This window comes from Mesorhizobium sp. M0119 (assembly GCF_040322615.1).
Lineage (GTDB): Bacteria > Pseudomonadota > Alphaproteobacteria > Rhizobiales > Rhizobiaceae > Mesorhizobium.
Map to the genome: position 1 here is coordinate 11,858 of NZ_JAMYTU010000009.1, position 22,874 is coordinate 34,731.

23 protein-coding genes and 2 pseudogenes are annotated in these 22,874 nt (G+C 61.5%); 22 read left to right on the forward strand and 3 right to left on the reverse strand.

The annotated features are described in order from the left end of the window. The first annotated feature begins 53 nt into the window (after nt 1-53). The 3 genes and pseudogenes from NKJ40_RS11180 to NKJ40_RS11185 all read left to right on the forward strand — a co-directional run. Nucleotides 54-1,319 (forward strand): NAD(P)/FAD-dependent oxidoreductase, encoded by a 1,266-nt coding sequence (locus tag NKJ40_RS11180; protein WP_023675097.1) that lies wholly within the window; start codon nt 54-56, stop codon nt 1,317-1,319. A 131-nt stretch (nt 1,320-1,450) separates the two neighbouring features. Further along, nucleotides 1,451-1,537: pseudogene (locus NKJ40_RS31875) on the forward strand (twin-arginine translocation signal domain-containing protein); the annotation flags it as partial. After that, nucleotides 1,538-2,599: pseudogene (locus NKJ40_RS11185) on the forward strand (5'-nucleotidase C-terminal domain-containing protein); the annotation flags it as partial. It lies immediately after the preceding pseudogene. Nucleotides 2,600-2,685: 86 nt separating this feature from the next. On the opposite strand, the gene NKJ40_RS11190 reads toward NKJ40_RS11185, so the two are convergent. Beyond that, nucleotides 2,686-3,675, reverse strand: a complete 990-nt coding sequence (locus tag NKJ40_RS11190; RefSeq protein WP_352466149.1) for a glycerophosphodiester phosphodiesterase family protein — start codon at nt 3,673-3,675, stop codon at nt 2,686-2,688. Between the two features lie 185 nt (nt 3,676-3,860). Here NKJ40_RS11190 and NKJ40_RS11195 point away from each other — a divergent pair, with 185 nt between their 5' ends. The 16 genes from NKJ40_RS11195 to NKJ40_RS11270 all read left to right on the forward strand — a co-directional run bounded on the left by NKJ40_RS11195 (nt 3,861) and on the right by NKJ40_RS11270 (nt 17,328). Beyond that, entirely contained in the window at nt 3,861-3,995 is a 135-nt protein-coding gene (locus NKJ40_RS11195; protein WP_292655342.1) for a hypothetical protein, read from the forward strand. Nucleotides 3,996-4,098: 103 nt separating this feature from the next. Beyond that, nucleotides 4,099-4,386 (forward strand): Dabb family protein, encoded by a 288-nt coding sequence (locus NKJ40_RS11200; RefSeq protein ID WP_352466150.1) that lies wholly within the window; start codon nt 4,099-4,101, stop codon nt 4,384-4,386. A gap of 96 nt (nt 4,387-4,482) precedes the next feature. Next, the gene (locus tag NKJ40_RS11205) at nt 4,483-5,367 is read left to right on the forward strand and encodes a VOC family protein (RefSeq protein ID WP_352466151.1); all 885 of its coding nucleotides are present in this window, start codon (nt 4,483-4,485) and stop codon (nt 5,365-5,367) included. Then, complete coding sequence (gene kdsA / locus NKJ40_RS11210; protein WP_352466152.1) at nt 5,364-6,215, forward strand: 3-deoxy-8-phosphooctulonate synthase; 852 nt, start codon at nt 5,364-5,366, stop codon at nt 6,213-6,215. The genes NKJ40_RS11205 and kdsA overlap by 4 nt, the downstream gene beginning before the upstream one ends. Before the next feature lie 122 nt (nt 6,216-6,337). Further along, the gene (locus NKJ40_RS11215) at nt 6,338-6,703 is read left to right on the forward strand and encodes a PRC-barrel domain-containing protein (protein WP_023717559.1); all 366 of its coding nucleotides are present in this window, start codon (nt 6,338-6,340) and stop codon (nt 6,701-6,703) included. Between the two features lie 413 nt (nt 6,704-7,116). Continuing rightward, nucleotides 7,117-8,391 (forward strand): phosphopyruvate hydratase, encoded by a 1,275-nt coding sequence (eno, locus tag NKJ40_RS11220; RefSeq protein ID WP_352466153.1) that lies wholly within the window; start codon nt 7,117-7,119, stop codon nt 8,389-8,391. A gap of 134 nt (nt 8,392-8,525) precedes the next feature. Next, entirely contained in the window at nt 8,526-8,846 is a 321-nt protein-coding gene (locus NKJ40_RS11225) for an FtsB family cell division protein (RefSeq protein ID WP_292655325.1), read from the forward strand. Nucleotides 8,847-9,017: 171 nt separating this feature from the next. After that, complete coding sequence (gene pdhA, locus NKJ40_RS11230) at nt 9,018-10,058, forward strand: pyruvate dehydrogenase (acetyl-transferring) E1 component subunit alpha (protein ID WP_352466154.1); 1,041 nt, start codon at nt 9,018-9,020, stop codon at nt 10,056-10,058. Nucleotides 10,059-10,073: 15 nt separating this feature from the next. Beyond that, nucleotides 10,074-11,477 carry a pyruvate dehydrogenase complex E1 component subunit beta gene (locus tag NKJ40_RS11235; RefSeq protein WP_352466155.1) on the forward strand — a complete coding sequence of 468 codons (1,404 nt, stop codon included), beginning with the start codon at nt 10,074-10,076 and terminating at the stop codon, nt 11,475-11,477. A gap of 18 nt (nt 11,478-11,495) precedes the next feature. Next, nucleotides 11,496-12,866 carry a pyruvate dehydrogenase complex dihydrolipoamide acetyltransferase gene (locus NKJ40_RS11240; protein ID WP_352466156.1) on the forward strand — a complete coding sequence of 457 codons (1,371 nt, stop codon included), beginning with the start codon at nt 11,496-11,498 and terminating at the stop codon, nt 12,864-12,866. A 17-nt stretch (nt 12,867-12,883) separates the two neighbouring features. After that, a complete protein-coding gene (locus NKJ40_RS11245) occupies nt 12,884-13,303 on the forward strand; it encodes a hypothetical protein (protein WP_352466157.1) in 420 nt (139 codons plus the stop codon). Further along, nucleotides 13,300-13,938, forward strand: coding sequence for an SGNH/GDSL hydrolase family protein (locus tag NKJ40_RS11250; RefSeq protein ID WP_352466158.1), 639 nt, complete (start codon nt 13,300-13,302; stop codon nt 13,936-13,938). Before NKJ40_RS11245 ends, NKJ40_RS11250 begins: the two co-directional genes overlap by 4 nt. 11 nt (nt 13,939-13,949) lie before the next feature. Then, on the forward strand, nt 13,950-15,395 hold the full coding sequence (lpdA, locus tag NKJ40_RS11255; protein WP_352466159.1) for a dihydrolipoyl dehydrogenase: 1,446 nt from the start codon (nt 13,950-13,952) through the stop codon (nt 15,393-15,395). 98 nt (nt 15,396-15,493) lie between these two features. Next, nucleotides 15,494-15,751: a GlsB/YeaQ/YmgE family stress response membrane protein gene (locus tag NKJ40_RS11260; protein WP_292655302.1), complete on the forward strand. Its 258-nt coding sequence runs from the start codon at nt 15,494-15,496 to the stop codon at nt 15,749-15,751. Nucleotides 15,752-15,888: 137 nt separating this feature from the next. Next, nucleotides 15,889-16,854 (forward strand): lipoyl synthase, encoded by a 966-nt coding sequence (lipA, locus tag NKJ40_RS11265; protein WP_352466160.1) that lies wholly within the window; start codon nt 15,889-15,891, stop codon nt 16,852-16,854. A 12-nt stretch (nt 16,855-16,866) separates the two neighbouring features. Continuing rightward, complete coding sequence (locus tag NKJ40_RS11270) at nt 16,867-17,328, forward strand: type II toxin-antitoxin system RatA family toxin (protein WP_352466161.1); 462 nt, start codon at nt 16,867-16,869, stop codon at nt 17,326-17,328. Here the strand turns inward: NKJ40_RS11270 and NKJ40_RS11275 are convergent. Both NKJ40_RS11275 and NKJ40_RS11280 read right to left on the reverse strand, forming a co-directional pair. After that, nucleotides 17,304-17,813, reverse strand: coding sequence for a CinA family protein (locus tag NKJ40_RS11275; protein ID WP_352466162.1), 510 nt, complete (start codon nt 17,811-17,813; stop codon nt 17,304-17,306). The two genes, NKJ40_RS11270 and NKJ40_RS11275, sit on opposite strands and share 25 nt — an antisense overlap. Further along, nucleotides 17,810-19,030, reverse strand: a complete 1,221-nt coding sequence (locus tag NKJ40_RS11280) for a bifunctional 2-C-methyl-D-erythritol 4-phosphate cytidylyltransferase/2-C-methyl-D-erythritol 2,4-cyclodiphosphate synthase (RefSeq protein WP_352466163.1) — start codon at nt 19,028-19,030, stop codon at nt 17,810-17,812. Before NKJ40_RS11280 ends, NKJ40_RS11275 begins: the two co-directional genes overlap by 4 nt. 178 nt (nt 19,031-19,208) lie before the next feature. On the opposite strand from NKJ40_RS11280, the gene dusB reads away from it, so the two are divergent. The 3 genes from dusB to ntrC are packed head-to-tail and all read left to right on the forward strand — an operon-like array spanning nt 19,209 to nt 22,830. Further along, a complete protein-coding gene (dusB, locus tag NKJ40_RS11285; protein WP_352466164.1) occupies nt 19,209-20,234 on the forward strand; it encodes a tRNA dihydrouridine synthase DusB in 1,026 nt (341 codons plus the stop codon). Then, nucleotides 20,231-21,373, forward strand: coding sequence for a two-component system sensor histidine kinase NtrB (locus tag NKJ40_RS11290; protein WP_023675075.1), 1,143 nt, complete (start codon nt 20,231-20,233; stop codon nt 21,371-21,373). The genes dusB and NKJ40_RS11290 overlap by 4 nt, the downstream gene beginning before the upstream one ends. After that, on the forward strand, nt 21,370-22,830 hold the full coding sequence (gene ntrC / locus NKJ40_RS11295; protein WP_352466165.1) for a nitrogen regulation protein NR(I): 1,461 nt from the start codon (nt 21,370-21,372) through the stop codon (nt 22,828-22,830). Before NKJ40_RS11290 ends, ntrC begins: the two co-directional genes overlap by 4 nt. Nucleotides 22,831-22,874: the final 44 nt, after the last annotated feature.

Consider the following 22,874-nt stretch of genomic DNA (forward strand, 5'->3'; position numbering starts at 1 on the left):
TGCTGCACTGCACAAGGATACTTACATCAGCCTTGGCGAGAGGGATGAGTGAGATGAACATAGCCAACCATCACGTCGTCGTCGTAGGCGCCGGTTTCGGCGGCCTCGAATTCACCCGCGCACTTGCCGGCGCGCCGGTGCGCATCACCATGATCGATAGGCGCAATCATCACCTCTTTCAGCCGCTGCTCTACCAGGTGGCGACGACGGCCCTGGCCACCTCCGAAGTGGCTTGGCCGATCCGCCATCTCCTGCGCAGGCGCAAGGACGTGACGACGCTGCTTGCCACTGTGACTGGCATCGACCGCACCGGCAAGCGGGTGCTGCTGCAGGACGGCGGCACGGTCGCTTACGACACGCTGGTGCTGGCCACCGGCGCGCGGCACGCCTATTTCGGCCATGACGAATGGGAGCCATTCGCCCCGGGCCTGAAGACGCTGGAGGACGCCACGACCATTCGACGGCGTATTCTTTTGGCTTTCGAGCAGGCCGAGCGGGAAACCGATCCCGCCCAGCGCCAGGCATTGCTGACGCTGGCGATCGTCGGCGGCGGGCCGACCGGCGTGGAATTGGCCGGCACCATTGCCGAACTGGCGCACGACACGCTGCGCGGCGAGTTCCGCAACATCGACACGCGGCAGACGCGTGTGGTGCTGATTGAGGCCGGCGACCGCGTTCTTGCCAATTTCGCGCCGGAACTCTCTGATTATGCAATGAAGGCGCTCGAACGGCTCGGCGTGACCGTCGAACTCGGCCGCGCGGTTACGCGCTGCGATGCTGAGGGTGTCGTCTTCGGCGACAGGCATTTGCCGGCCAGGACAATTCTGTGGGCGGCGGGCGTAGCCGCTTCGCCAGCCGCCGAATGGCTCGGCGCGGCAGCGGACCGCGCGGGCAGAGTGCTTGTCGAGCCCGACCTCACTGTACCGGGAAACCCGGAGATTTTCGTCATCGGTGACGCAGCGCACGTCCTGCGGCCGGATGGCCGGCTGGTGCCGGGCGTCGCGCCCGCCGCCAAGCAGCAGGGACGGCACGTCGCCACGGCGATCAAGGCAAGGCTTGCCGGTGACGCGACACCGCGTCCTTTCAGCTACAGGCATGACGGCGATTTGGCGACGATAGGCAAGCGCGCCGCCGCGATCGATTTCGGCTGGATCAAGCTCACCGGCCGGCTTGCCTGGTGGCTATGGGGCTTTGCGCATATTTACTTCCTGATCGGCCTTCGTAACCGGCTTGCGGTTTCCCTGAGTTGGCTATGGATATACTTCACCGGTCAGCGCAGCGCGCGGCTGATCACGCAGGGCGACGACGATAAGGGCTGATTGTTCGCTGCCGGACATTCATCGGCGCGTCACCTCCTCTTGATGGAATCGGATTCTGGACTCGGCTGGATTTCGGCGCGAAGCTTTGCTTCGGGCAGGACTTGTCACGTCGTGGAAGAAAGAGAAAACGAATGTCCCAATTGCGCCACCTCGTCTCACGCCGCGATTTCCTCGCCGGCGTCGCCGCCAGCGGAGCGCTGATCATGCTGCACCCGTTCTCCGCCCGGGCTCAAGCCAATCAGGCGCATCTGAGGATTATGGAGACGACCGACATCACGTGAACGTGCTGCCTTACGATTACTACGCCGACAAAGCTAACGACACGATGGGGCTGTCGCGAACGGCATCATTGATTGAAGCCGTGCGCAAGGAAGCAACCAACGCGATGCTGATCGATAATGGCGACCTTCTGCAAGGCAACCCGATCGGCGACTACATCGCCTACGAGAGGGGGATGAAGGATGGCGATCTGCATCCGGTCATGAAGGTCATGAACCTGCTCGGCTACGAATGCTCGACGCTCGGCAACCACGAGTTCAACTACGGCCTGTCGTTCATGGACAAGGTGCTGGCCGGTGCCAATTTCCCGTTTGTCTGCGCGAACCTGATCCGCGGCACGGAGCTTGCCGCGAACCCGCGCGACGACAAGCTCTATCTCAAACCTTACGTCATCCTCGACAGGAAGATCAAGGACGGATCGGGCGCGCGCCGTCGAAATCACCGGAGCAGAAGTGAAGGAATGGCTGGAAATGTCGGCCGGCATCTTCAACCGGATCGAACCGGGCATAGCCGACCAGGCGCTCATCGACTCCGACTTCCCATCCTATAATTTCGACGTGATCGACGGCGTCACCTACAAGATCGATCTGTCGCAGCCACCGAAATATGATTCGAAGAGCGGCCGGGTGAATGCCGGCTCTAACCGCATCATTGACTTGATGTTCGACGGCAAACCAATTGATCCCGAGCGGAAATTCATCGTCGCCACCAACAACTACCGGGCCGGCGGCGGGGGCAATTTCCCGGAGATCAATGCCTCGAAGATCATCTACGAAGCGCCCGACACCAACCGCGACGTGATCGTGCGCTATATCGTCAGCAAAGGCACCATCAACCCGTCGGCGGACGCCAACTGGTCGTTTGCGCCACTACCGGGAACCAGCGTCGTGTTCGAGACCGGCGCCAAGGCGAAGGAGTTTATTGCGCAGGTGAAGTCGCTGAAGATCGAGCCGGCAGGCGAGGGCGAAGCAGGCTTTGCAAAATACCGCATCACTCTTTGACGCGAGGATTTGAGCGTCGGCTCGAAAGTGTCTCAGCGCTAAGATACTGTCCCGATACGGCCAATCCGTTTGAGACGGGTGCCTCTTCAAGCAGGTGGTGCGAAATGCCGCTTGACGGCAGGCATGACCAGATCCAGCGCGTCCGTCGAAATCCCACCGGAATAATCGTCCGGCAGTTGGTCGATCGAGGCGGGGTCATCGAGGCCTTGTGAAAACTCGCCACCGGAGTAGGGACCGAGCAGGTAGACGCGGCTGCCGACGCTGTCCATACGGTCGAGAAAACGATCGGGCCAGCCCCACATCCACTTCGCGACGTTGACGGGAATGAGCAAAGTGCCCTGGCGGCAGGCATCCGGAATGTAGCCGCTCCAGCCGAGCGCAGCGTAGTGAAGAATGCAGCGCGTCAGGGATGCGCGGCTCAGCGTGTGCATATCCGGCAACGCTGCCTTCACTGCTTCTATAGGCCTGTCACCGCCATAGACCGTCAGATTGGCGCGCTCGGCCGGCGTCAATGTGGCGAGCCAGGCGGCCAGCATCTCGCCTTCCTTGGGATCGTTGCTTTTGATGTTGATATTGAAGCGCCGGTTCGGGAAGCGCTGTAAGACTTCATCCAGCGACGGCATCATGCCGACACTCTTACCGCGAAACGGAAAGGTCTTGCCGCCATCGGCAGTGTAGCCATAACCGATATCGAGCGTCTTCAATTCGGACATTGCATGGCTGCGCGTTTCACCCTTGCCGTCGGTGCGACAATCCAGCGTCCAATCGTGGAAGACGGCGAACTTGCCGTCCGTAGTGGGATGGACATCGAGTTCGAGCGCATCCGCACCGAGCGCGAAGGCGGCTTCCATCGACGGTATCGTGTTTTCGAGGAAGGAATGGCGCGGCGTCAGCATGCGATCGGCCGTGCATGTGTCCGATCCGAGGTTCGTACGGTCGAAATCCTGAGCCAGGCCGCGATGGGCAAGCACCGAAGGGGTGCCCGCCGGCCGGCTCGACAGCAGCGAAGTGTTGTTGAGCCAGATGCCGCCTGCAGCGGCAAGAATTGCAACGCGGGAGATCGTCCGTTTGCACATGATATGGTTCCTGAAGCGATCGTCGAGGCCGAGCGGGATTATCTTTCCAAGGCGCCCTGCAGCGGTAGCGCCATTCTGGCCAGCAGCATCGCACATATAGACCAAGGGCCGCTAAAATTGGGGGAGGGTCCCGGCAGCGTTGGAATCGCTATGGTTGCAACCGTCCATATGCGCTAGTTTTAGTCATGCGTTATGTCATCGTCATCACGACCGTCACTTTTTTCCTGATCTGGGACGGCATTTACAACCAAGGCCGCTACCTCGACAGGACGGTCAGGGAGGTGACCCGCATCGTGCACTATGTAACCAGCATGGTGTAGTTTCTCTTCGCTGCTACGGTTCGCAGACGCGACAAACCTGCCGATTGACGGCACGCTGCCGCTGACACAAAAGAACGCCGGTCCAACGGTCGAGGAGGCTGGGTTGATCCGGCATATCGTTTTCTTCAGCGCACGGCATAAAGCGGATGTCGAGGCAGTGCGCACGGGTCTCCTGGCGCTTGGCAAGATACCTCATTCGCGTCATTTCGAGGTAACGCTCAACACCAAGGTCGACCCGCTCTCGGATGAGATCGATGTGGTCGTCTACGCCGAGTTCGAGGACGAAGCGGCGCTCGCCGCCTACAAGGCGCATCCGCTCTATGCAGAGACGACCAGCCGGGTCAAACCGCTGCGCGAATTGCGTTATTCGGCCGACACCGTAGCAAGTTGACGAGCTGCTGTCCCCTACGCCCTGATGTGGTCTTGCCGCTGAGTCGCCGGCTAAGCCCTTGAACCATTTTCAGGAATGAGGCACACCGCGCGGGACATGACCGAGAACACCCCCGCAAGCCCTCATCCGCTCGATCACCTGGTGCTGCCGACCGCGAGCCTCGATGTTGCGCGGGCGCGCTTGACCCTGCTTGGCTTTAGCGTTGCGCCGACGGGTATCCATCCCTTTGGAACGGAAAACTGCTGTGTCTTTCTCACCGACGGGACTTATCTCGAGCCGCTCGCGGTCGCCGACCGGCAGGCCGTGGAAACGGCGATCGCGAACCGCAATGTCTTTGTCGTGCGCGATCGCACCTATCGCCAAAAAAACGGCGATGAAGGATTTTCTGCCGTGGCGCTGGGCACCGAAAGCGCCGCCGCCGACCACGCGCGCTACCTGGAAGCCGGTTTGTCGGCGGGAGACATGCTCGGTTTTTCGCGCGCCTTCACCGATGCGGCGGGAAAGAGCGACACCGCATCGTTCAAACTGGCCTTTGCGGCTACAGGTAAGGCAACGGACGCTTTTCTCTTCGCCTGCGAGCGGATCAATGCGCTGAACGTCGACCGCACTGCGTTGCAGGCCCACGCTAATGGCGCAACCGGCATTGTCGAAGTCGTGGCAGTCACTGGCGAACCTTTCGAACAACGCAATGTGATTTCGATCGCAGCCGGGATCGAGGCGCAGGGCGGCACTGTCTATGATCTGCCGAATGCCGTCGTGACCGTTCTGCATCCTGCAGCCTATTCGGCACGCTTCGGCATTCCTGCCGGCGTGCGGTCTGAACTCCGCTTTGCTGGGATAGTCTTTTCCATTAGGCACGACGACGCCGTCGCCAAGCTGCTTGCGGCCAATTCCGTCGAACACCACATGCGCGGCGGTGATATCATCGTGCCGCCGGCGCCAGGGCAGGGCGCAGCCTTCATTTTCCGGGAGATCGCATGAACAAGCTCAATCCACTGATGCCAAACTCTTCCGTTGCGGTCGGCAAGGTCATTTTCGGCAACAGCGCGCCCCTGTCGCTGATCGCCGGTCCATGCCAGTTGGAATCACGGCAGCACGCTTTCGACATGGCTGGCGCGCTGAAGGAATTGACCGAAAGGCTCGGCATTGGGCTCGTCTACAAGACCAGTTACGACAAGGCCAATCGCACCTCGCTTGGCGGCACGCGCGGTGCGGGACTTGAAGCGGCAATGCCGATCTTCGACGATTTGCGCAAGGATTTTTCGATGCCGATCCTGACTGACGTCCATACTGAGGAACAATGCGCGATCGTCGCGCCGCATGTCGATATCCTGCAGATTCCTGCCTTCCTCAGCCGCCAGACCGATCTGCTGATTGCTGCGGCAAGAACCGGCAAGGTGGTCAATGTGAAGAAGGGCCAATTCCTCGCGCCGTGGGACATGAAGAACGTCGTCGCCAAGATCATCGGCTCCGGCAACGCCAATGTCTTGGTCACCGAGCGCGGCGCATCCTTTGGCTACAACACCCTGGTGTCCGACATGCGGGCGCTGCCGATCATGGCCGAGATCGGCGCGCCGGTGATTTTCGATGCCACACATTCCGTGCAGCAGCCGGGTGGGCAGGGCGGTTCGTCTGGAGGCGACCGGCGCTTTGTCGAGACGCTGGCGCGCGCGGCCGTCGCGGTTGGCGTCGCCGGCGTCTTCATCGAGACGCACCAGGACCCCGACAACGCGCCTTCCGACGGTCCCAACATGGTGCCGCTAAAGGATCTTCCCGCATTGCTTGAACGGCTGATGGCGTTCGATCGCATTGCCAAAAGCGTGGGTTGAACCAGCAGTTGCGCCACAGCAGCGCGGCCAAGAAAACTTTGAAGAATTTCGAACCCGCCTGGAACCTTAGCCCGCGGCCCTCATTGTCAAAATCTAATGTCAACGACGACGAGGAGCACACCATGACGACCCAGACGGGACACACCGAAGCCATCGCCGCTTCGCGGGTTATCGGCACATCGGTCTACAATACGGAAGGCACTCATATCGGCGACATCGAGGACGTCATGCTCGACAAACTGTCGAACGGAATCATGTTTGCCGTGATCGGTTTTGGCGGATTTCTCGGCATCGGCGAGAAATACCACGCCATTCCGTGGGCGAGCCTTGACTATGATGAGAACAGGGGCGGCTATGTCGTGCCGTTCACCAAAGACCAGTTGATGGCCGCTCCTTCCTATTCGATCAACGAGCTGACCGGCGCCGACGGCGAGGCCGCGCGTGATGCCTCATACAATTACTACAAGGTCGAGCCTTACTGGCACTGACCTTACTGGCACTGACTAAGTCTCCTGGAATCAAAAAGGCCCCCGGGAAATCGGGGGCCTTTCGATGTGGCGGGATGCTACTGCGCAATCTGCAGGGCCGGCAAAGGCGACGATCCCTGCGGGGGTTGCTGATTGTCGCACGACGTCAGGAACGCAGCCGCAATCAGGAACAAACTCACAATACCGCTCAACTGGGACATGGCGAAACTCCTCCTGTTTCGCCCCGCGCGACAACAGCCATAGACCAGAAACCGGCATGCGGCGCATGACAAATGATGACAGCGCTTTGTGCTTCGTGAATCCCAAGAGCGGCAATGGGCGCGGGGCAATATTTGCAACTGCCCCGATTGCGTTTTGCGGCGCTTTGGCTAAGAGGTGCGCGACGCTTCAATCGATCAATCGGGGACATCGCAATGACGGCCATCATCGACATTGTCGGGCGTGAAATCCTGGACAGCCGCGGAAATCCGACCGTCGAGGTCGACGTCGTGCTCGAAGACGGCTCGATGGGTCGCGCCGCGGTGCCGTCCGGCGCCTCGACCGGCGCGCATGAGGCGGTCGAACTGCGCGATGGCGGCCCCCGCTATCTCGGCAAAGGCGTGCTCACGGCGGTCGAGGCGGTGAACGGCGAGCTGTTCGAGGCGATCGGCGGCATGGAGGCAGAGAATCAGATCCATATCGACCAGACCATGATCGAGCTCGATGGTACGGCCAACAAGAGCCGGCTCGGCGCCAATGCCATCCTCGGCGTGTCGCTGGCGGTGGCCAAGGCCGCGGCCGAAGCGGCCGACCTGCCGCTCTACCGTTATGTCGGCGGCACCAAGGCCCATGTGCTGCCGGTGCCTATGATGAACATCATCAATGGCGGCGCGCATGCCGACAACCCGATAGATTTCCAGGAATTCATGATCCTGCCGATCGGCGCGCCGACGCTGCGCGACGGCGTGCGCTGGGGCTCGGAGATTTTTCACACGCTGCGAAAGAAGCTGAAGGACGCCGGCCACAACACCAATGTCGGGGACGAGGGCGGCTTTGCTCCCAACCTGAAGAGCGCGCCGGCCGCGCTCGACTTCATCATGGAATCGATCGAGCAGGCTGGCTTCAAGCCCGGCGAGGAGGTTGCGCTAGGCCTCGACTGCGCGGCGACCGAATTCTTCAAGGATGGCAACTACGTCTATGAAGGCGAGAAGAAGACCCGCGACCCGAAGGCGCAGGCCAGATATCTGGCCAAACTCGCTGCCGACTACCCGATCATCACCATTGAGGACGGCCTGGCCGAGGATGACTGGGACGGTTGGAAAATGTTGACCGATCTCATCGGCAAGCAAACGCAGCTGGTTGGCGACGATCTGTTCGTCACCAACACGGCGCGGTTGCGCGACGGCATCCGCATGGGTGTCGCCAATTCGATCCTGGTCAAGGTCAACCAGATCGGCTCGCTTACCGAAACGCTCGACGCCGTCGAGACCGCGCACAAGGCCGGCTATACCGCGGTGATGTCGCACCGCTCGGGCGAGACCGAGGATTCGACCATCGCCGACCTCGCCGTTGCCACCAATTGCGGGCAGATCAAGACTGGCTCGCTGTCACGCTCGGACCGCATGGCCAAGTACAACCAGCTCATCCGCATCGAAGAGGAGCTCGGCAAGCAGGCGCGATATGCCGGCAAGTCGATCGTTAAAAGCTGATTTTCGACAGAAAATCCGGGTGGGCGAGGGCGGGGACATTCCCGCCCTTTTGCTTTCAGGGCTTCGAATCCAGCAATCCGTAACCGTCCATTAAGCACAATCGGGCGACAAAGGCGGCGTAGAGGATTCGGATCATGTGGACACGCCAGCACAAGCAAAGAAACACCGGCCGGCTAATCATCCCCTCGCTCTGCGTGGTGTTCCTGACTTATTTCGGCTTCCATGCCTATCATGGCGAGTTCGGCATCTATTCCAAGTATCAGCTCGAAGCTGAGACTGCCGAATTGCAGGGCAGGCTCGATGCCGTCAAGGCGCGCCGGATCGATCTCGAGCGCCGCGTTCAGCTGATGCATGAGGGCACGCTGGAGAAGGACATGCTGGACGAGCAGGCGCGCAAGGCGCTTAATCTGTCCCACGCCGACGAGATCACCATCATGCTGCCGGTCGCAAGATAACCTAATTTCAGTTAATCGTGGATATTTGCAATGATTTTAATTGCTTAGATGCATGACAGCCATGCGTTTTCGGCATGGCGAAAGCCTTCCCTGCATGTTAGCCTGCCTCAAATCGGTGGGAGAACTGATCTCCCTCGCTGTCCGCCAAGAGACGCCAACAGGGAGTGATGCATGGCCACCGCCACCAGAAAAGCGCCTGCCAAATCCAAATCAGACGGCAAAACGCCGGGCCTTTCCACCCCAAAGCCTGTTGAATTCACCAAGGACCAGGAGCTTGCCGCCTACCGGCACATGCTGCTCATCCGCCGCTTCGAGGAAAAGGCCGGCCAGCTTTACGGCATGGGATTCATCGGCGGTTTCTGCCACCTCTACATCGGCCAGGAAGCGGTCGTTACCGGCATGAAGATGGCGCTGATCGATGGCGACCAGATGATCACCGCCTATCGGGACCATGGTCATATGCTGGCCATGGAGTTGTCGCCGCGCGGCGTCATGGCCGAACTGACCGGGCGCCGTAGCGGCCTGTCCAGAGGCAAGGGCGGCTCCATGCACATGTTCTCCAAGGAGAAGCATTTTTACGGCGGCCACGGCATCGTCGGCGCACAAGTGTCGCTCGGCACCGGCATTGCCTTCGCCAACCACTATCGCGGCAACAACAATGTGACGCTGACCTATTTCGGCGATGGCGCGGCGAACCAGGGCCAGGTCTACGAAAGCTTCAACATGGCCTCGCTGTGGAAGCTTCCGGTGATCTACATCATCGAGAACAACCGCTACGCCATGGGCACCTCGGTCTCGCGCTCGTCGGCCGAAACGGATTTTTCACACCGCGGCGCCTCCTTCAAGATTCCTGGCATCCAGGTCGACGGCATGGATGTGCGCGCCGTAAAGGCAGCCGGCGACCTCGCCGCCGAATGGTGCCGCGCCGGCAACGGGCCGCTCATTCTCGAAATGCAGACATATCGTTACCGCGGCCATTCGATGTCGGATCCGGCAAAATACCGCTCCAAGGAAGAAGTGCAGAAAATGCGCTCCGAACGTGACCCGATCGAGCAGGTCAAAGCGCGGCTGCTCGACAAGAAATGGGCAAGCGAGGACGAGCTCAAGGCCATCGACAAGGAAGTCCGCGACGTCGTCGCCGATGCCGCAGAATTTGCCCAGAACGACGCGGAGCCGGATCCGTCGGAGCTCTGGACCGACATCGTACTTTAACGAGAGGGCAAGGACATGCCGATCGAAATTCTCATGCCCGCCCTCTCGCCGACCATGGAAGAGGGCAATGTTTCCAAGTGGTTGAAGAAAGAGGGCGACAAGGTCGCGGCGGGTGACGCCATTGCCGAGATCGAGACCGACAAGGCGACGATGGAAGTCGAAGCCGTGGACGACGGCACGCTTGCCAAGATCGTGGTTCCTGCCGGCACCGAGGGTGTCAAGGTCAACACACTGATCGCTGTGCTGGCCGTCGATGGCGAAGACATCGACGAGGCAGGCGAAGGCATCGGCGAGGAGGCTGTTGAGGCGCAAGCAGCAGCGCCCGCTGCCGCTCCGGCCCCCGCGGCTGCGCCGACCAAGAGCGAAGCGGCAGCACCTGTTGCCGCCGCGCCCAAGCTGGAAATTGCCGCCGATCCGGACATCCCGGCCGGCACCGAAATGATCTCGACCACGGTGCGTGAAGCATTGCGCGACGCAATGGCTGAGGAAATGCGCCGCGACGGCGACGTCTTTGTCATGGGCGAGGAGGTTGCCGAGTACCAGGGTGCCTACAAGATCACGCAAGGCCTGTTGCAGGAATTCGGTCCGCGGCGCGTGGTCGACACGCCGATCACCGAGCACGGCTTTGCCGGCGTTGGTGTTGGCGCGGCGATGGCCGGCTTGAAGCCGATCGTCGAATTCATGACCTTCAACTTCGCCATGCAGGCGATCGACCAGATCATCAATTCGGCCGCCAAGACGCTCTATATGTCCGGCGGCCAGATGGGCGCCCCGATCGTCTTTCGCGGCCCGAACGGCGCGGCTGCCCGCGTCGCCGCGCAGCATTCGCAATGCTATGCCGCCTGGTACAGCCATATTCCCGGCCTGAAGGTGGTGATGCCTTATACCGCCGCCGACGCCAAGGGTCTGCTTAAGGCGGCGATCCGCGACCCGAACCCGGTCATCTTCCTCGAAAACGAAATCCTTTACGGCCACTCCTTCGACGTGCCGAAGATGGACGATTTCGTGTTGCCGATCGGCAAGGCGCGCATTCACAAATCCGGCAAGGACGTGACCATCGTCTCGTTCGGCATCGGCATGACCTACGCGATCAAGGCCGAGGCGGAGTTGCGCGGCATGGGCATCGATGCCGAGATTATCGACTTGCGCACCATCCGCCCGCTCGACTTCGACACGATCATCGCCTCGGTCAAAAAGACCAATCGCCTGGTGGTGGTCGAGGAAGGCTTTCCACAGAACTCGGTCGGCGACCATATCGCCAATCAGGTCTCGCAGCGCGCCTTCGATTTCCTCGACGCACCGGTCATCACCATTGCCGGCAAGGACGTGCCGATGCCCTATGCGGCGAACCTCGAAAAGCTGGCGCTGCCCAATGTCGGCGAGGTCGTCGAGGCGGTCAAAGCCGTCACGTATCGCTGAGCAGGGTGGGAGGACAAAATGCCAATCAACATCACCATGCCGGCGCTTTCGCCCACGATGGAAGAAGGCAACCTTTCCAAGTGGCTGGTCAAGGAGGGCGACAAGGTTTCGCCGGGCGACGTGATTGCCGAGATCGAGACCGACAAGGCAACGATGGAAGTCGAAGCCGTCGACGAAGGTACGGTTGCCAAGCTGGTGGTTCCGGCCGGCACTGAAGGCGTCAAGGTCAATGCGCTGATCGCGGTGCTGGCGGCCGAGGGGGAGGATGCGGCGGCCGCCGCGAAAAGTGGTGACGGTGCTGCGCCGGCAAAGGCTGAGGCTCCGAAAGCGGACGCCTCCAAAGCTGAAACACCAAAGCCCGAAGCGCCGAAGCAGGAGCCTGCTTTACCTAAGGCGGAAGCGGCGCCGGTCGCCAACGGCCATGCAAACGGTGAGCGCATCTTCGCCTCGCCGCTGGCCCGGCGCATTGCCAGCGAAGCCGGTATAGATGTCGCGGCGCTGACCGGCTCCGGCCCCCACGGCCGCGTGGTAAAGGCCGATGTCGATGCCGCAATTTCCAGTGGCGGCGCCAAGACGGCACCAGCAGCAAAAGCGGCGCCCGCCGGCGCTCCGGCATCTGCGGCCACGGCACCCAAGGCGATGTCGGACGAGCAGGTGCTCAAACTATTTGCCGAAGGCTCCTACGAGCTTGTCCCGCACGACAATATGCGCAAGACCATCGCGCGCCGGCTGGTCGAGGCCAAGACCACCATTCCGCATTTCTATCTGACGCTCGACTGCGAGCTCGACGCACTTCTGGCGCTGCGCACGCAGATCAATGCGGCCGCCCCGGTGAAGAAGACTGAGAAAGGCGAAACGCCGGCCTACAAGCTTTCCGTCAATGACATGGTCATCAAGGCTCTGGCCCTGGCGCTGATGGCGGTGCCGGATGCCAATGCGTCGTGGACAGAAAACGCCATGGTCAAGCACAAGCACGCCGATGTCGGCGTTGCCGTGTCGATCCCCGGCGGCCTGATCACCCCGATCATCCGGCGTGCCGACGAAAAGACGCTGTCCGTCATCTCCAACGAGATGAAGGACCTTGCCGGCCGCGCCCGCAGCCGCAAGCTGAAACCGGAAGAATATCAGGGCGGCACCACGGCGGTGTCCAATCTCGGCATGTTCGGCGTCAAGGATTTTTCTGCCGTCATCAACCCGCCGCATGCGACGATCCTGGCGGTTGGCGCCGGCGAGCAACGCGCAGTGGTGAAGAACGGCGAGATCAAGATCGCGACAATCATGTCGGTAACGCTGTCGACCGATCACCGCGCAGTCGACGGTGCGCTCGGCGCCGAGCTGCTCGTCGCCTTCAAGCGTATGATCGAAAATCCAATGGGCATGCTGGTCTAAGAGAAGGGGACAGGGCGGTGCGGAAATTCTTCACCAGCCTTTTTGCCTTCTTCCTTTCCGGTTTGGCCGGCGGATTGGTGGTGCAGTGGCTCGCTGTCGCCACCAATGCCGACGTAGAGTACATCCTTGTATTCATGATCTCGGCTCTCGTCACTGTCTTCGCGACGCTCGCATTCTTCATCGCACAATTCATGTCGGACCCAGGACGGGCAACAAAACTGACGGCGATCATAGGGGTAGCATTTTTTGTGCTCATTGGAGTTGCCCTGATCGGCTGGACTTTCTCCCAGCCGCCGGGCAAGCGCCAGTGGTCGAGCGATCTTCCTATCGTCGCCGGTCTCGTCCTGCCGGGCATCGCTACGGTTCTGGTCCAGTGGCTTTTCGTGCGCTGGCGATTGGGGCGCTCGCAACCAGGTTTCGGCGGGGCAGCCACATGAAGACGGTCCTCTGCTACGGCGATTCGCTTACCTGGGGCTATGACGCGGCAAACCTCGGCCGGCATCCGCTGGAAGATCGCTGGCCGAGCGTGATGCAGGCGGCATTGGGCACCGGCGTCGAGGTCATCGCCGAAGGCCTGAATGGCCGAACCACCGCCTTCGACGATCACTTGGCCGGGGCGGACCGCAATGGCGCAAGGCTGTTGCCAACAATCCTGACGACGCATGCGCCGATTGATTTGATCATCATCATGCTCGGCGCCAACGATATGAAGCCGTGGATTCACGGCAATCCGGTCGCGGCCAAGCAAGGCGTGCAACGCCTGATCGATATCGTGCTCGGCCACGATTACCCGTTCGATTGGCTGGCGCCGCAGATACTGATCGTCGCACCGCCCGTAGTCAGCCGCACGGAGAATGCCGAATTCAAGGAAATGTTCGCCGGCGGCGATGAGGCCTCGTTGCGATTGGCGGCGCAGTATTCCGCCCTTGCCGACGAAGCCGGCTGCGGCTTCTTCGATGCCGGCTCGGTGGCCAAAACGACGCCGCTCGACGGCGTCCACCTCGACGCGGAAAATACGCGGAACATCGGGCAAGCGCTGGCGCCGCTCGTGCGCCTCATGCTGGAATTGTGAAGGAGAAAGCCGTGGCTGAGAACTACGACGTCATCATCATCGGCTCCGGCCCCGGCGGCTATGTCACGGCCGTGCGCTCCGCTCAGCTCGGCTTCAAGACGGCGATCGTCGAGCGCGAGCACCTTGGCGGCATCTGCCTCAACTGGGGCTGCATTCCGACCAAGGCGCTGCTGCGCTCGGCCGAGATCATGCACTATTCGGATCATCTGAAGGACTACGGCCTGAAGATCGACGGCAAGGTCAGCGTCGACACAGCCGCCGTCGTCGATCGCTCGCGAAAGGTCTCGCTGCGGCTCAACGGCGGCGTCGGCTTTCTGATGAAGAAAAACAAGGTCGACGTAATCTGGGGCGAAGCCAAGCTGACCAAACCTGGCGAGATCGTCGTGTCGAAATCGTCGAAGAAGCCGATGGAGCCGCAGCCGCCGACGCCAAAGGGCGTCAAGGGCGAGGGCACTTATAGCGCCAAGCACATCATCCTGGCGACCGGCGCCAGGCCGCGGGCGCTGCCCGGCATCGAGCCGGACGGCAAGCTGATCTGGACCTATTTCGAGGCGATGGTGCCAAAAGAGATGCCGAAATCGCTGCTGGTGATGGGCTCTGGCGCCATCGGCATCGAGTTCGCCTCTTTCTACCGCACCATGGGCGCGGAGGTGACGGTGGTCGAACTGCTGCCGGCAGTGATGCCGGTCGAGGACGCCGAAGTCTCGAAATTCGCGCAAAAGCAGTTCGAAAAGCAAGGCATGAAGATCATGCTCGAAGCCAAGGTGACCAAGGTCGAGAAGGGCACTAACTCGGTCACCGCGCATGTCGAGATGAAGGACGGCAAGGTCGAGAAGATCACCGCCGATCGTATGATCTCGGCCGTCGGCGTACAGGGCAATATCGAGAATCTCGGCCTCGAGACGCTCGGCGTGAAGACGGAACGCGGTTGCGTCGTCGTCGACGGCTACGGCAAGACCAACGTGCCCGGCATCTATGCCATCGGTGACGTCGCCGGACCGCCGATGCTCGCCCACAAGGCCGAGCACGAGGGCGTGGTGTGCGTGGAAAAGATCGCCAATTTCCGCGGCGTGCATGCCACCGACAAGCTGAAGATCCCGGGCTGCACCTATTGCAATCCGCAAGTCGCCTCGGTCGGACTGACGGAAGCCAAAGCGAAAGCCGACGGCAAGGACATCCGCGTCGGCCGCTTCCAGTTCGCGGCAAACGGCAAGGCGATTGCGCTCGGCGAGGACCAAGGCTTCGTCAAGACCATTTTCGACAAGAAGACCGGCCAGTTGCTGGGTGCCCACATGGTTGGCGCAGAAGTAACCGAACTGATCCAGGGCTTCGTCGTGGCGATGAACCTGGAGACCACCGAGGAAGAGCTGATGCACACGATCTTCCCGCACCCGACGCTGTCGGAGATGATGAAGGAGAGTGCACTCGACGCCTATGGTCGCGCGCTGAATGCATGATAAATTGGTTGGGCGAGTCTCACACGAAAGACACAAAGGAACTCGACGGCAGAGCAATTCGTTTCGCACGCATCATCCATCATACAAGGAGAGGGCATATGGAAATGAACGGCGTGGGCTGGGTAGCAGCCATCATCATCGGTGGCCTGGCGGGGTGGCTCGCCGAGATGGTCATGAAGAGCAATACCGGCATCCTCATGAACATCATTCTCGGCATTGTCGGCGCAATCGTGTTGAACGCCATCTTGCAGGCCCTGAACATCGGCATCTTCGGTGTCGGCTGGATCGCCTATCTGATCACCGGCTTCATCGGCGCCTGCATTCTGATTGCGGTTGGACGACTGGTGCGCCGCTAACCTCTGTCGGCACTTGCTATGCGAAAAAGGCCATCGCGGCATGCGCGATCGCGGCCTTTTTCTTTTCGCCGAAAAGTCCTAGATGACGTGGGTAGAGCGAGCGCCGGACAGGCGCTTGCCAATGAGCCGGGTTTCACATGGTCACCGTCCTCGACACGATTGCCAATGCGCCGCGCCTGCGGCATCCCGAAAAGGCGCACAAGCCGGATCAGGATGTGCTGCGCAAGCCTGACTGGATCCGCGTCAAGGCGCCGATGTCGAAAGGCTATGCCGAGACGCGCGAAATCGTTAAGTCTCACAAACTGGTAACGGTTTGCGAAGAGGCGGGCTGCCCCAATATCGGCGAGTGCTGGGAGAAGAAGCACGCCACCTTCATGATCATGGGCGAGATCTGCACGCGCGCCTGCGCCTTCTGCAACGTCGCCACCGGCATCCCGACCGCACTCGATCCCGATGAGCCGGCGCGCGTCGCACACGCCGTCAAGCAGATGGGCTTGAGCCATGTCGTCATCACCTCCGTCGATCGCGACGATCTCGCCGACGGCGGGGCTCAGCACTTTGCCGAGGTCATCCGTGCGATCAGGGCAGCAACCCCGTCGACGACGATCGAAATCCTGACGCCCGACTTCTTGCGCAAGGACGGTGCATTGGAGCTCGTCGTGGCGGCCAGGCCGGATGTTTTCAACCATAATCTCGAGACCGTGCCGTCGAACTATCTGACGGTTCGGCCAGGTGCGCGCTATTTCCACTCGATCAGGCTCTTGCAGCGGGTCAAGGAGCTTGACCCCTCGATCTTCACCAAGTCCGGCATCATGGTTGGCCTTGGCGAGGAGCGGAACGAAATCCTGCAACTGATGGACGATCTGCGTTCGGCCAATGTCGACTTCATGACCATCGGCCAATATCTGCAGCCGTCGAAGAAACACCATCCGGTGATCCGCTTCGTCACGCCTGAGGAGTTCAAGTCCTTCGAGACGATCGGCAGGACCAAGGGCTTCCTGCTGGTGGCGTCGAGCCCGTTGACGCGCTCGTCGCACCATGCCGGCGACGATTTCGCCAGACTACGCGCGGCGCGCGAAGCGTTTCTCAGGAAGTCCGCCTAACAAACTGGTTTCATGCCACAATTCGAAGCCCATCGCCGCGTCGCGCATACGCCTGAACAGATGTTCGCTCTGGTCGCCGATGTCGAATCCTATCCGCAATTCCTGCCGCTTTGCGAGGCACTGACGGTTCGCTCGCGCAAGGAACGCAACGGACGCACGCTGCTCATCGCCGACATGAGCATTGGCTACAAGGCGATCCGCGAGACTTTCACCACGCAGGTGCTGCTGAAGCCTGACGAGAACACCATCGACGTCAAATACATCGACGGCCCGTTCAAATATCTGAGCAATGTCTGGCGCTTCGACCCGGGGGACGGCCGCGGTTGCAACGTCTGCTTCTTTATCGACTATGAGTTCAAGAGCCGCATTTTGGGTGCGGTCATGGGAACCATGTTCGACCGCGCCTTCCGCATGTTCTCCGAGGCGTTCGAGAAACGGGCCGAAATCATCTACGGCGCGCCATCGGCAGCCTGATCCGCAGCGAGCGCGCGCAGACCCAGCTCAAGCGCATGCCGGACCGTCTCCCTGCGGATGAAATCCCGGCCCTTGTCGGCGAACAGCTGGCATTCGCTGACTATCGGCCGGCCAGCCACGGCAACGCCGAACCAGACCAGGCCGACAGGTTTTTCCGCCGAGCCGCCGCCCGGTCCAGCGATGCCGGTCACCGCCAGGGCGAGCCCGGCCGGCGAATGGGCCAAGGCCCCGGCCGCCATCTCCACCGCAATCTCGCGCGAGACCGCGCCGTGCGCCTCGAGCGTAGCGGTCGAGACGCCGAGCATCTCGGTCTTGGCCTTGTTGGAATAGGTGATAAAGCCGCGATCGACCACCGCGGAAGAGCCGGCAATGTCGGTCAGCGCGGCGATGATCATGCCGCCGGTGCAGCTCTCGGCCGTCACCAGCATGATGCCGCGCTGCTGGCAGGCTTGAAGCAGGGCATCTGCGAGATCGCTATTGCTCATTCAGGGACATCCCCCGGAAATACAACGCTGGCGGTCGCGATGGCCGCTATGCCTTCCTCACGGCCGACGAAGCCGAGCTTCTCATTGGTTGTCGCCTTGATAGAGATGCGGTCGCGCGAAATTCGCAGCATTGCCGAAAGCGCTTCGGTCATGGCCTCGCGATGCGGGCCGACGCGCGGCGCCTCGCAGATCAGCGTGATATCGGCGTTGGCGATGCGCCCGCCGCGCTCGCGCACCAGCTTGGCCGCGTGTTCGACGAAGATGCGTGAAGCGGCCCCTTTCCATTGCGGGTCGGATGGCGGGAAATGCGTGCCGATGTCACCGGCGCCGCAGGTGGCGAGCAGGGCGTCGGTCAAGGCGTGGAGACCGACATCGGCATCCGAATGGCCGGATAACTTCCTGTCGTGTGGAATGGCGACGCCGCACAGGGTGACATGGTCGCCGGGCTCGAACGCGTGGACGTCGTAGCCATTGCCGGTTCGGATGTCCGGAAAACGTGGGGCGCTGGAAAGCCGCTGATCCGCCATTGCAATATCCCGTGCCCAGGTCAGTTTAACATTGTCCGGTGAGCCGGGAACGATCTTCACCGGAATGTGCGCCCATTCGGCGATTGCCGCATCGTCGGTGAAATCCGCCTTGCCCAAATGATGAGCCTTTTCGTGCGCAGCCAGGATCGGCCAGAACGGAAAGCCCTGCGGTGTCTGGGCGGCATGAAGCCCGGCCCTGGACACGGTTTCGCCGATCATGCCTTCGGTCGTTTCGCGCTTGAGCGTATCGGCGATGGGCAAGGCAGGCAGTGCTCCCTGGCGCTCGCCAATGGCGGCGATCGTGCGGTCTATCAGTTCCGCGTCGACAAACGGCCGAGCCGCATCATGGATCAGGACCCGGCCCGGCGCATGGCTTCTCAACGCCAGCAGTCCAAGGCGAACGGACTCCTGCCGTGACGTACCACCGGTCACAGCGACGACACGGTCGGCATTTGCGCCGGCGGCGCGACGGAAAAGCGCGCCGTCATCGGCATGGATAGCAACCACGACAGGTCCAATCTTCGGATGCGTCAGAAAGGCGTCGAGTGTGCGTGCAATAACGGCGCCGCCGCCAATCTGCTGATATTGCTTCGGCCCATTGGCCTGTCCGGCGCGCGCGCCGCGGCCGGCAGCAACGATGACCACGGCTACCTTGTCGTCGGCAGCATTTTTTTCGCTCACATCTCTCATGCCGAGACGCTTAGCGCATGATCCAGAAAAGTGGTATCGCTTTCAGAAGACCCAGGATTGATGCGGTCCGGCGATCCTTTTTTCCCAAATGCGCCTTAATGTCAAACATTGCGCGTTGCACATTGCCGTCGTTCTGGCTAGAGAATGTGCAGCAATCGAAGGTGCTTGGTTTTTGTGCATGCCTGATGTGACCAAATTGGCTTCGCCGCTGGATGTGGGTGGCGTGAGAATCCGCAATCGCGTGTTTCTCGCGCCGATGTCGGGCATCACCGACGAGCCGTTCCGGCAGCGCGCCCATGGCCATGGCGCCGGGCTGGTTATATCGGAAATGGTGGCGAGCGGTGAGCTTGCAAAGGGCAGGGCTGGCTCGGGCCTGCGGATCCGTCATTCCGGGCTGCCTGTCCACATGGTCCAGCTTGCCGGCCGCGAGGCGGTGCACATGGCCGAGGGCGCGCGAATCGCGGCCGGCGAGGGTGCCGACCTCATCGACATCAACATGGGCTGTCCGGCCAAGAAGGTGACGGGCGGCTATGCCGGTTCGGCACTGATGCGAGACCTCGACCACGCGCTGTCGCTGATCGAAGCGGTAGTCGGGGCGGTCGAGGTGCCGGTCACGGTCAAAATGCGGCTCGGCTGGGACGAAGGTGCGCTCAACGCCCCGATGCTGGCCCGACGCGCCGAGCAGGCCGGCGTCAAGATGGTTACGGTGCACGGCCGCACACGTTGCCAGTTCTATCAGGGCAAAGCCGACTGGCGTGCCATCGCACGCGTCAAGCAGGCCGTCTCGATCCCTGTGGTTGCCAATGGCGATGTCGGCTCGCCGGCAGAGGCTGCGTCGATCCTCGATCAGTCCGGCGCCGACGCGGTGATGATCGGCCGTGCGCACTATGGCGCGCCGTGGACTGCCGGCAGCATTGTAGCGGCCGCGCGGGCAGAGCCGGTATCCGGCATGCCGGACAGCCCGCAAGCGCTGAGCGACTACGTCATTGCCCATTACGAAGACATGCTGACGCTCTATGGCGTGGAAAGCGGATTGCGCCAGGCGCGCAAGCATCTCGGCTGGTATCTCAACCGCCACGCCGCCACAAGCGACGACCGGCGCAAGGCCGTACTCACGTCCTTCGAGCCTGGGCGTGTCACTGCCTTGCTGCGCGACATGTTCTCAAGCGCTCCCGAAGCGGCGAACCTGCGGAGTGCGGCATGAACGCCACCGTCACACAGAGCACGGATATGGCGGACGCCGCGCATATTGTGCTCAACACCATTCGTCGGCCGGTGATCATGGTCGATCCGCAAGGCTTCATCACCTTCGCCAATGCCGATGCCGAGGATTTTTTCCGTTCGAGTGCCACGATGCTCGCCCGCAACACGCTGCACAAGCTCATTCCTTTCGGCAGTCCGCTGCTGACGCTTGTCGACCAGGTGCGCGAGCGCCGGGCGCCGGTCAACGAATACCGGGTGGACGTGTCGTCGCCGCGTCTCGGCATCGAGAAGGTAGTCGACCTCTACGTCGCGCCGGTAACGGAATTTCCAGGCTCGGTCGTGGTGATGTTCCAGGAACGCTCAATGGCCGACAAGATCGATCGGCAGATGACGCATCGCGGCGCGGCGCGCTCGGTCACCGGCCTCGCCGCGATGCTTGCCCATGAGATCAAGAACCCGCTGTCCGGCATTCGTGGTGCCGCGCAGCTGCTTGAGCTGTCGGCGTCGGACGAGGATCGCGCACTGACCAGGCTGATCACCGACGAGACCGACCGCATTGTCTCGCTGGTCGACCGCATGGAGGTGTTTTCGGACGAGCGGCCGATCGACCGCTACCCTGTCAACATCCATGTCGTGCTCGACCATGTCAAAGCAATCGCCAAGAACGGTTTTGCCAAGCGGATCAAGATATTGGAGGATTATGATCCATCATTGCCTCCGGTTTTTGCCAATCGCGACCAGCTCATCCAGGTGTTCCTCAATCTGGTAAAAAATGCCGCCGAGGCGATCGGCAGCGATCCCCAGGGCGAGATCATGCTATCGACCGCCTTCCGCCCGGGCATTCGCGTTTCTGTACCCGGGACTCAGGATCGCGTGTCGCTGCCATTGGAATTCTGCGTACGCGACAACGGTTCGGGTGTCTCCGAGGATATCCTGCCGATCCTGTTCGATCCCTTCATCACCACCAAGCCGAACGGCTCCGGTCTCGGTCTGGCGCTGGTCGCAAAGATCGTCGGCGAGCATGGCGGCATCATTGAATGCGAATCGACGCCGCGCGGGACCACCTTCCGCATCCTGATGCCGGCGTGGAAAGAAACCCAGTTTGGCACCGACGACGACGGTGAAGGAGACCGCAAATGACCGTTCGCGGCAATATTCTCGTCGCCGACGACGATGCGGCCATCCGCACTGTCCTCAACCAAGCGCTTTCGCGCGTCGGCCACGACGTGCGTGTCACCTCCAACGCTTCGACGCTGTGGCGCTGGGTTGCGGCGGGCGAGGGCGATCTGGTTATCACCGACGTTGTCATGCCTGACGAGAACGCCTTCGACATGCTGCCGCGCATCAAGAAGGCACGACCGGAACTGCCGGTCATCGTCATGAGTGCCCAGAACACGTTCATGACAGCAATTCGTGCCTCCGAAACCGGGGCCTATGAGTATCTGCCGAAACCGTTCGACCTGACCGAGCTGCTCAACATCGTCAACCGCGCACTTTCCGAGCCGCGGCGGCCGAAGATCGATACGCGGGCCGACGAGCCGCCGGAAACGATGCCGCTGGTCGGCCGCTCGGCGGCCATGCAGGACATCTACCGCATGCTGGCGCGCATGATGCAGACCGACCTGACGGTCATGATCAGCGGAGAGTCGGGTACCGGCAAGGAACTAGTGGCGCGCGCGCTGCATGAATATGGCCGTCGCCGAGGCGGTCCTTTCGTCGCCATCAACATGGCAGCGATCCCGCGCGACTTGATCGAATCGGAGTTGTTCGGGCACGAGAAGGGCGCCTTTACCGGCGCGCAGAACCGCTCCACCGGCCGTTTCGAGCAGGCCGAAGGCGGCACGCTCTTCCTCGACGAGATCGGCGACATGCCGATGGAAGCGCAGACGCGGCTGTTGCGTGTGTTGCAGCAGGGCGAATACACAACGGTCGGCGGCCGCACGCCGATCAAGACCGACGTGCGCATCGTCGCTGCCACCAACAAGGACCTGCGCACGCTGATCAATCAGGGGCTTTTCCGCGAGGATCTGTTCTACCGCTTGAACGTTGTGCCGCTCAGGCTGCCGGCGCTGCGCGAGCGATCGGAGGACATTCCGGACCTCGTCCGGCACTTCTTCAAGCTCGGCGCCAGTGAAGGCCTGCAGACCAAGCGCATTTCCACCGGCGGCATCGAGCTGATGAAGCGCTACCCATGGCCGGGTAACGTGCGCGAACTCGAAAACCTCATCCGCAGGCTGGCTGCGCTGTATTCGCAGGACGAGATTTCCGCCGAGATCATCGAGGCGGAGTTGAAGACAGGCGAAAGACCTGTCGTTCCAGGTGGCGGCAACCTCATTCCCGATGACCTTTCCATCGGCCAGGCGGTGGAGCATTTCCTGCAACGCTATTTTGCCTCGTTTGCCGGCGACTTGCCGCCGGCCGGGCTCTATCAGCGAATCCTCTCCGAGGTCGAATATCCGCTGGTCCTCGCCTCGATGACCGCAACGCGCGGTAACCAGATCAAGGCTGCCGAACTGCTGGGGCTCAACCGCAACACGCTGCGCAAGAAGATTCGCGAACTCGGCGTCAACGTCTACAAGTCCTCCAGGCAGATCTAAACGAACCCCTTACGAGCGCTTTCCAGGGGATCGATCGCCGAAAG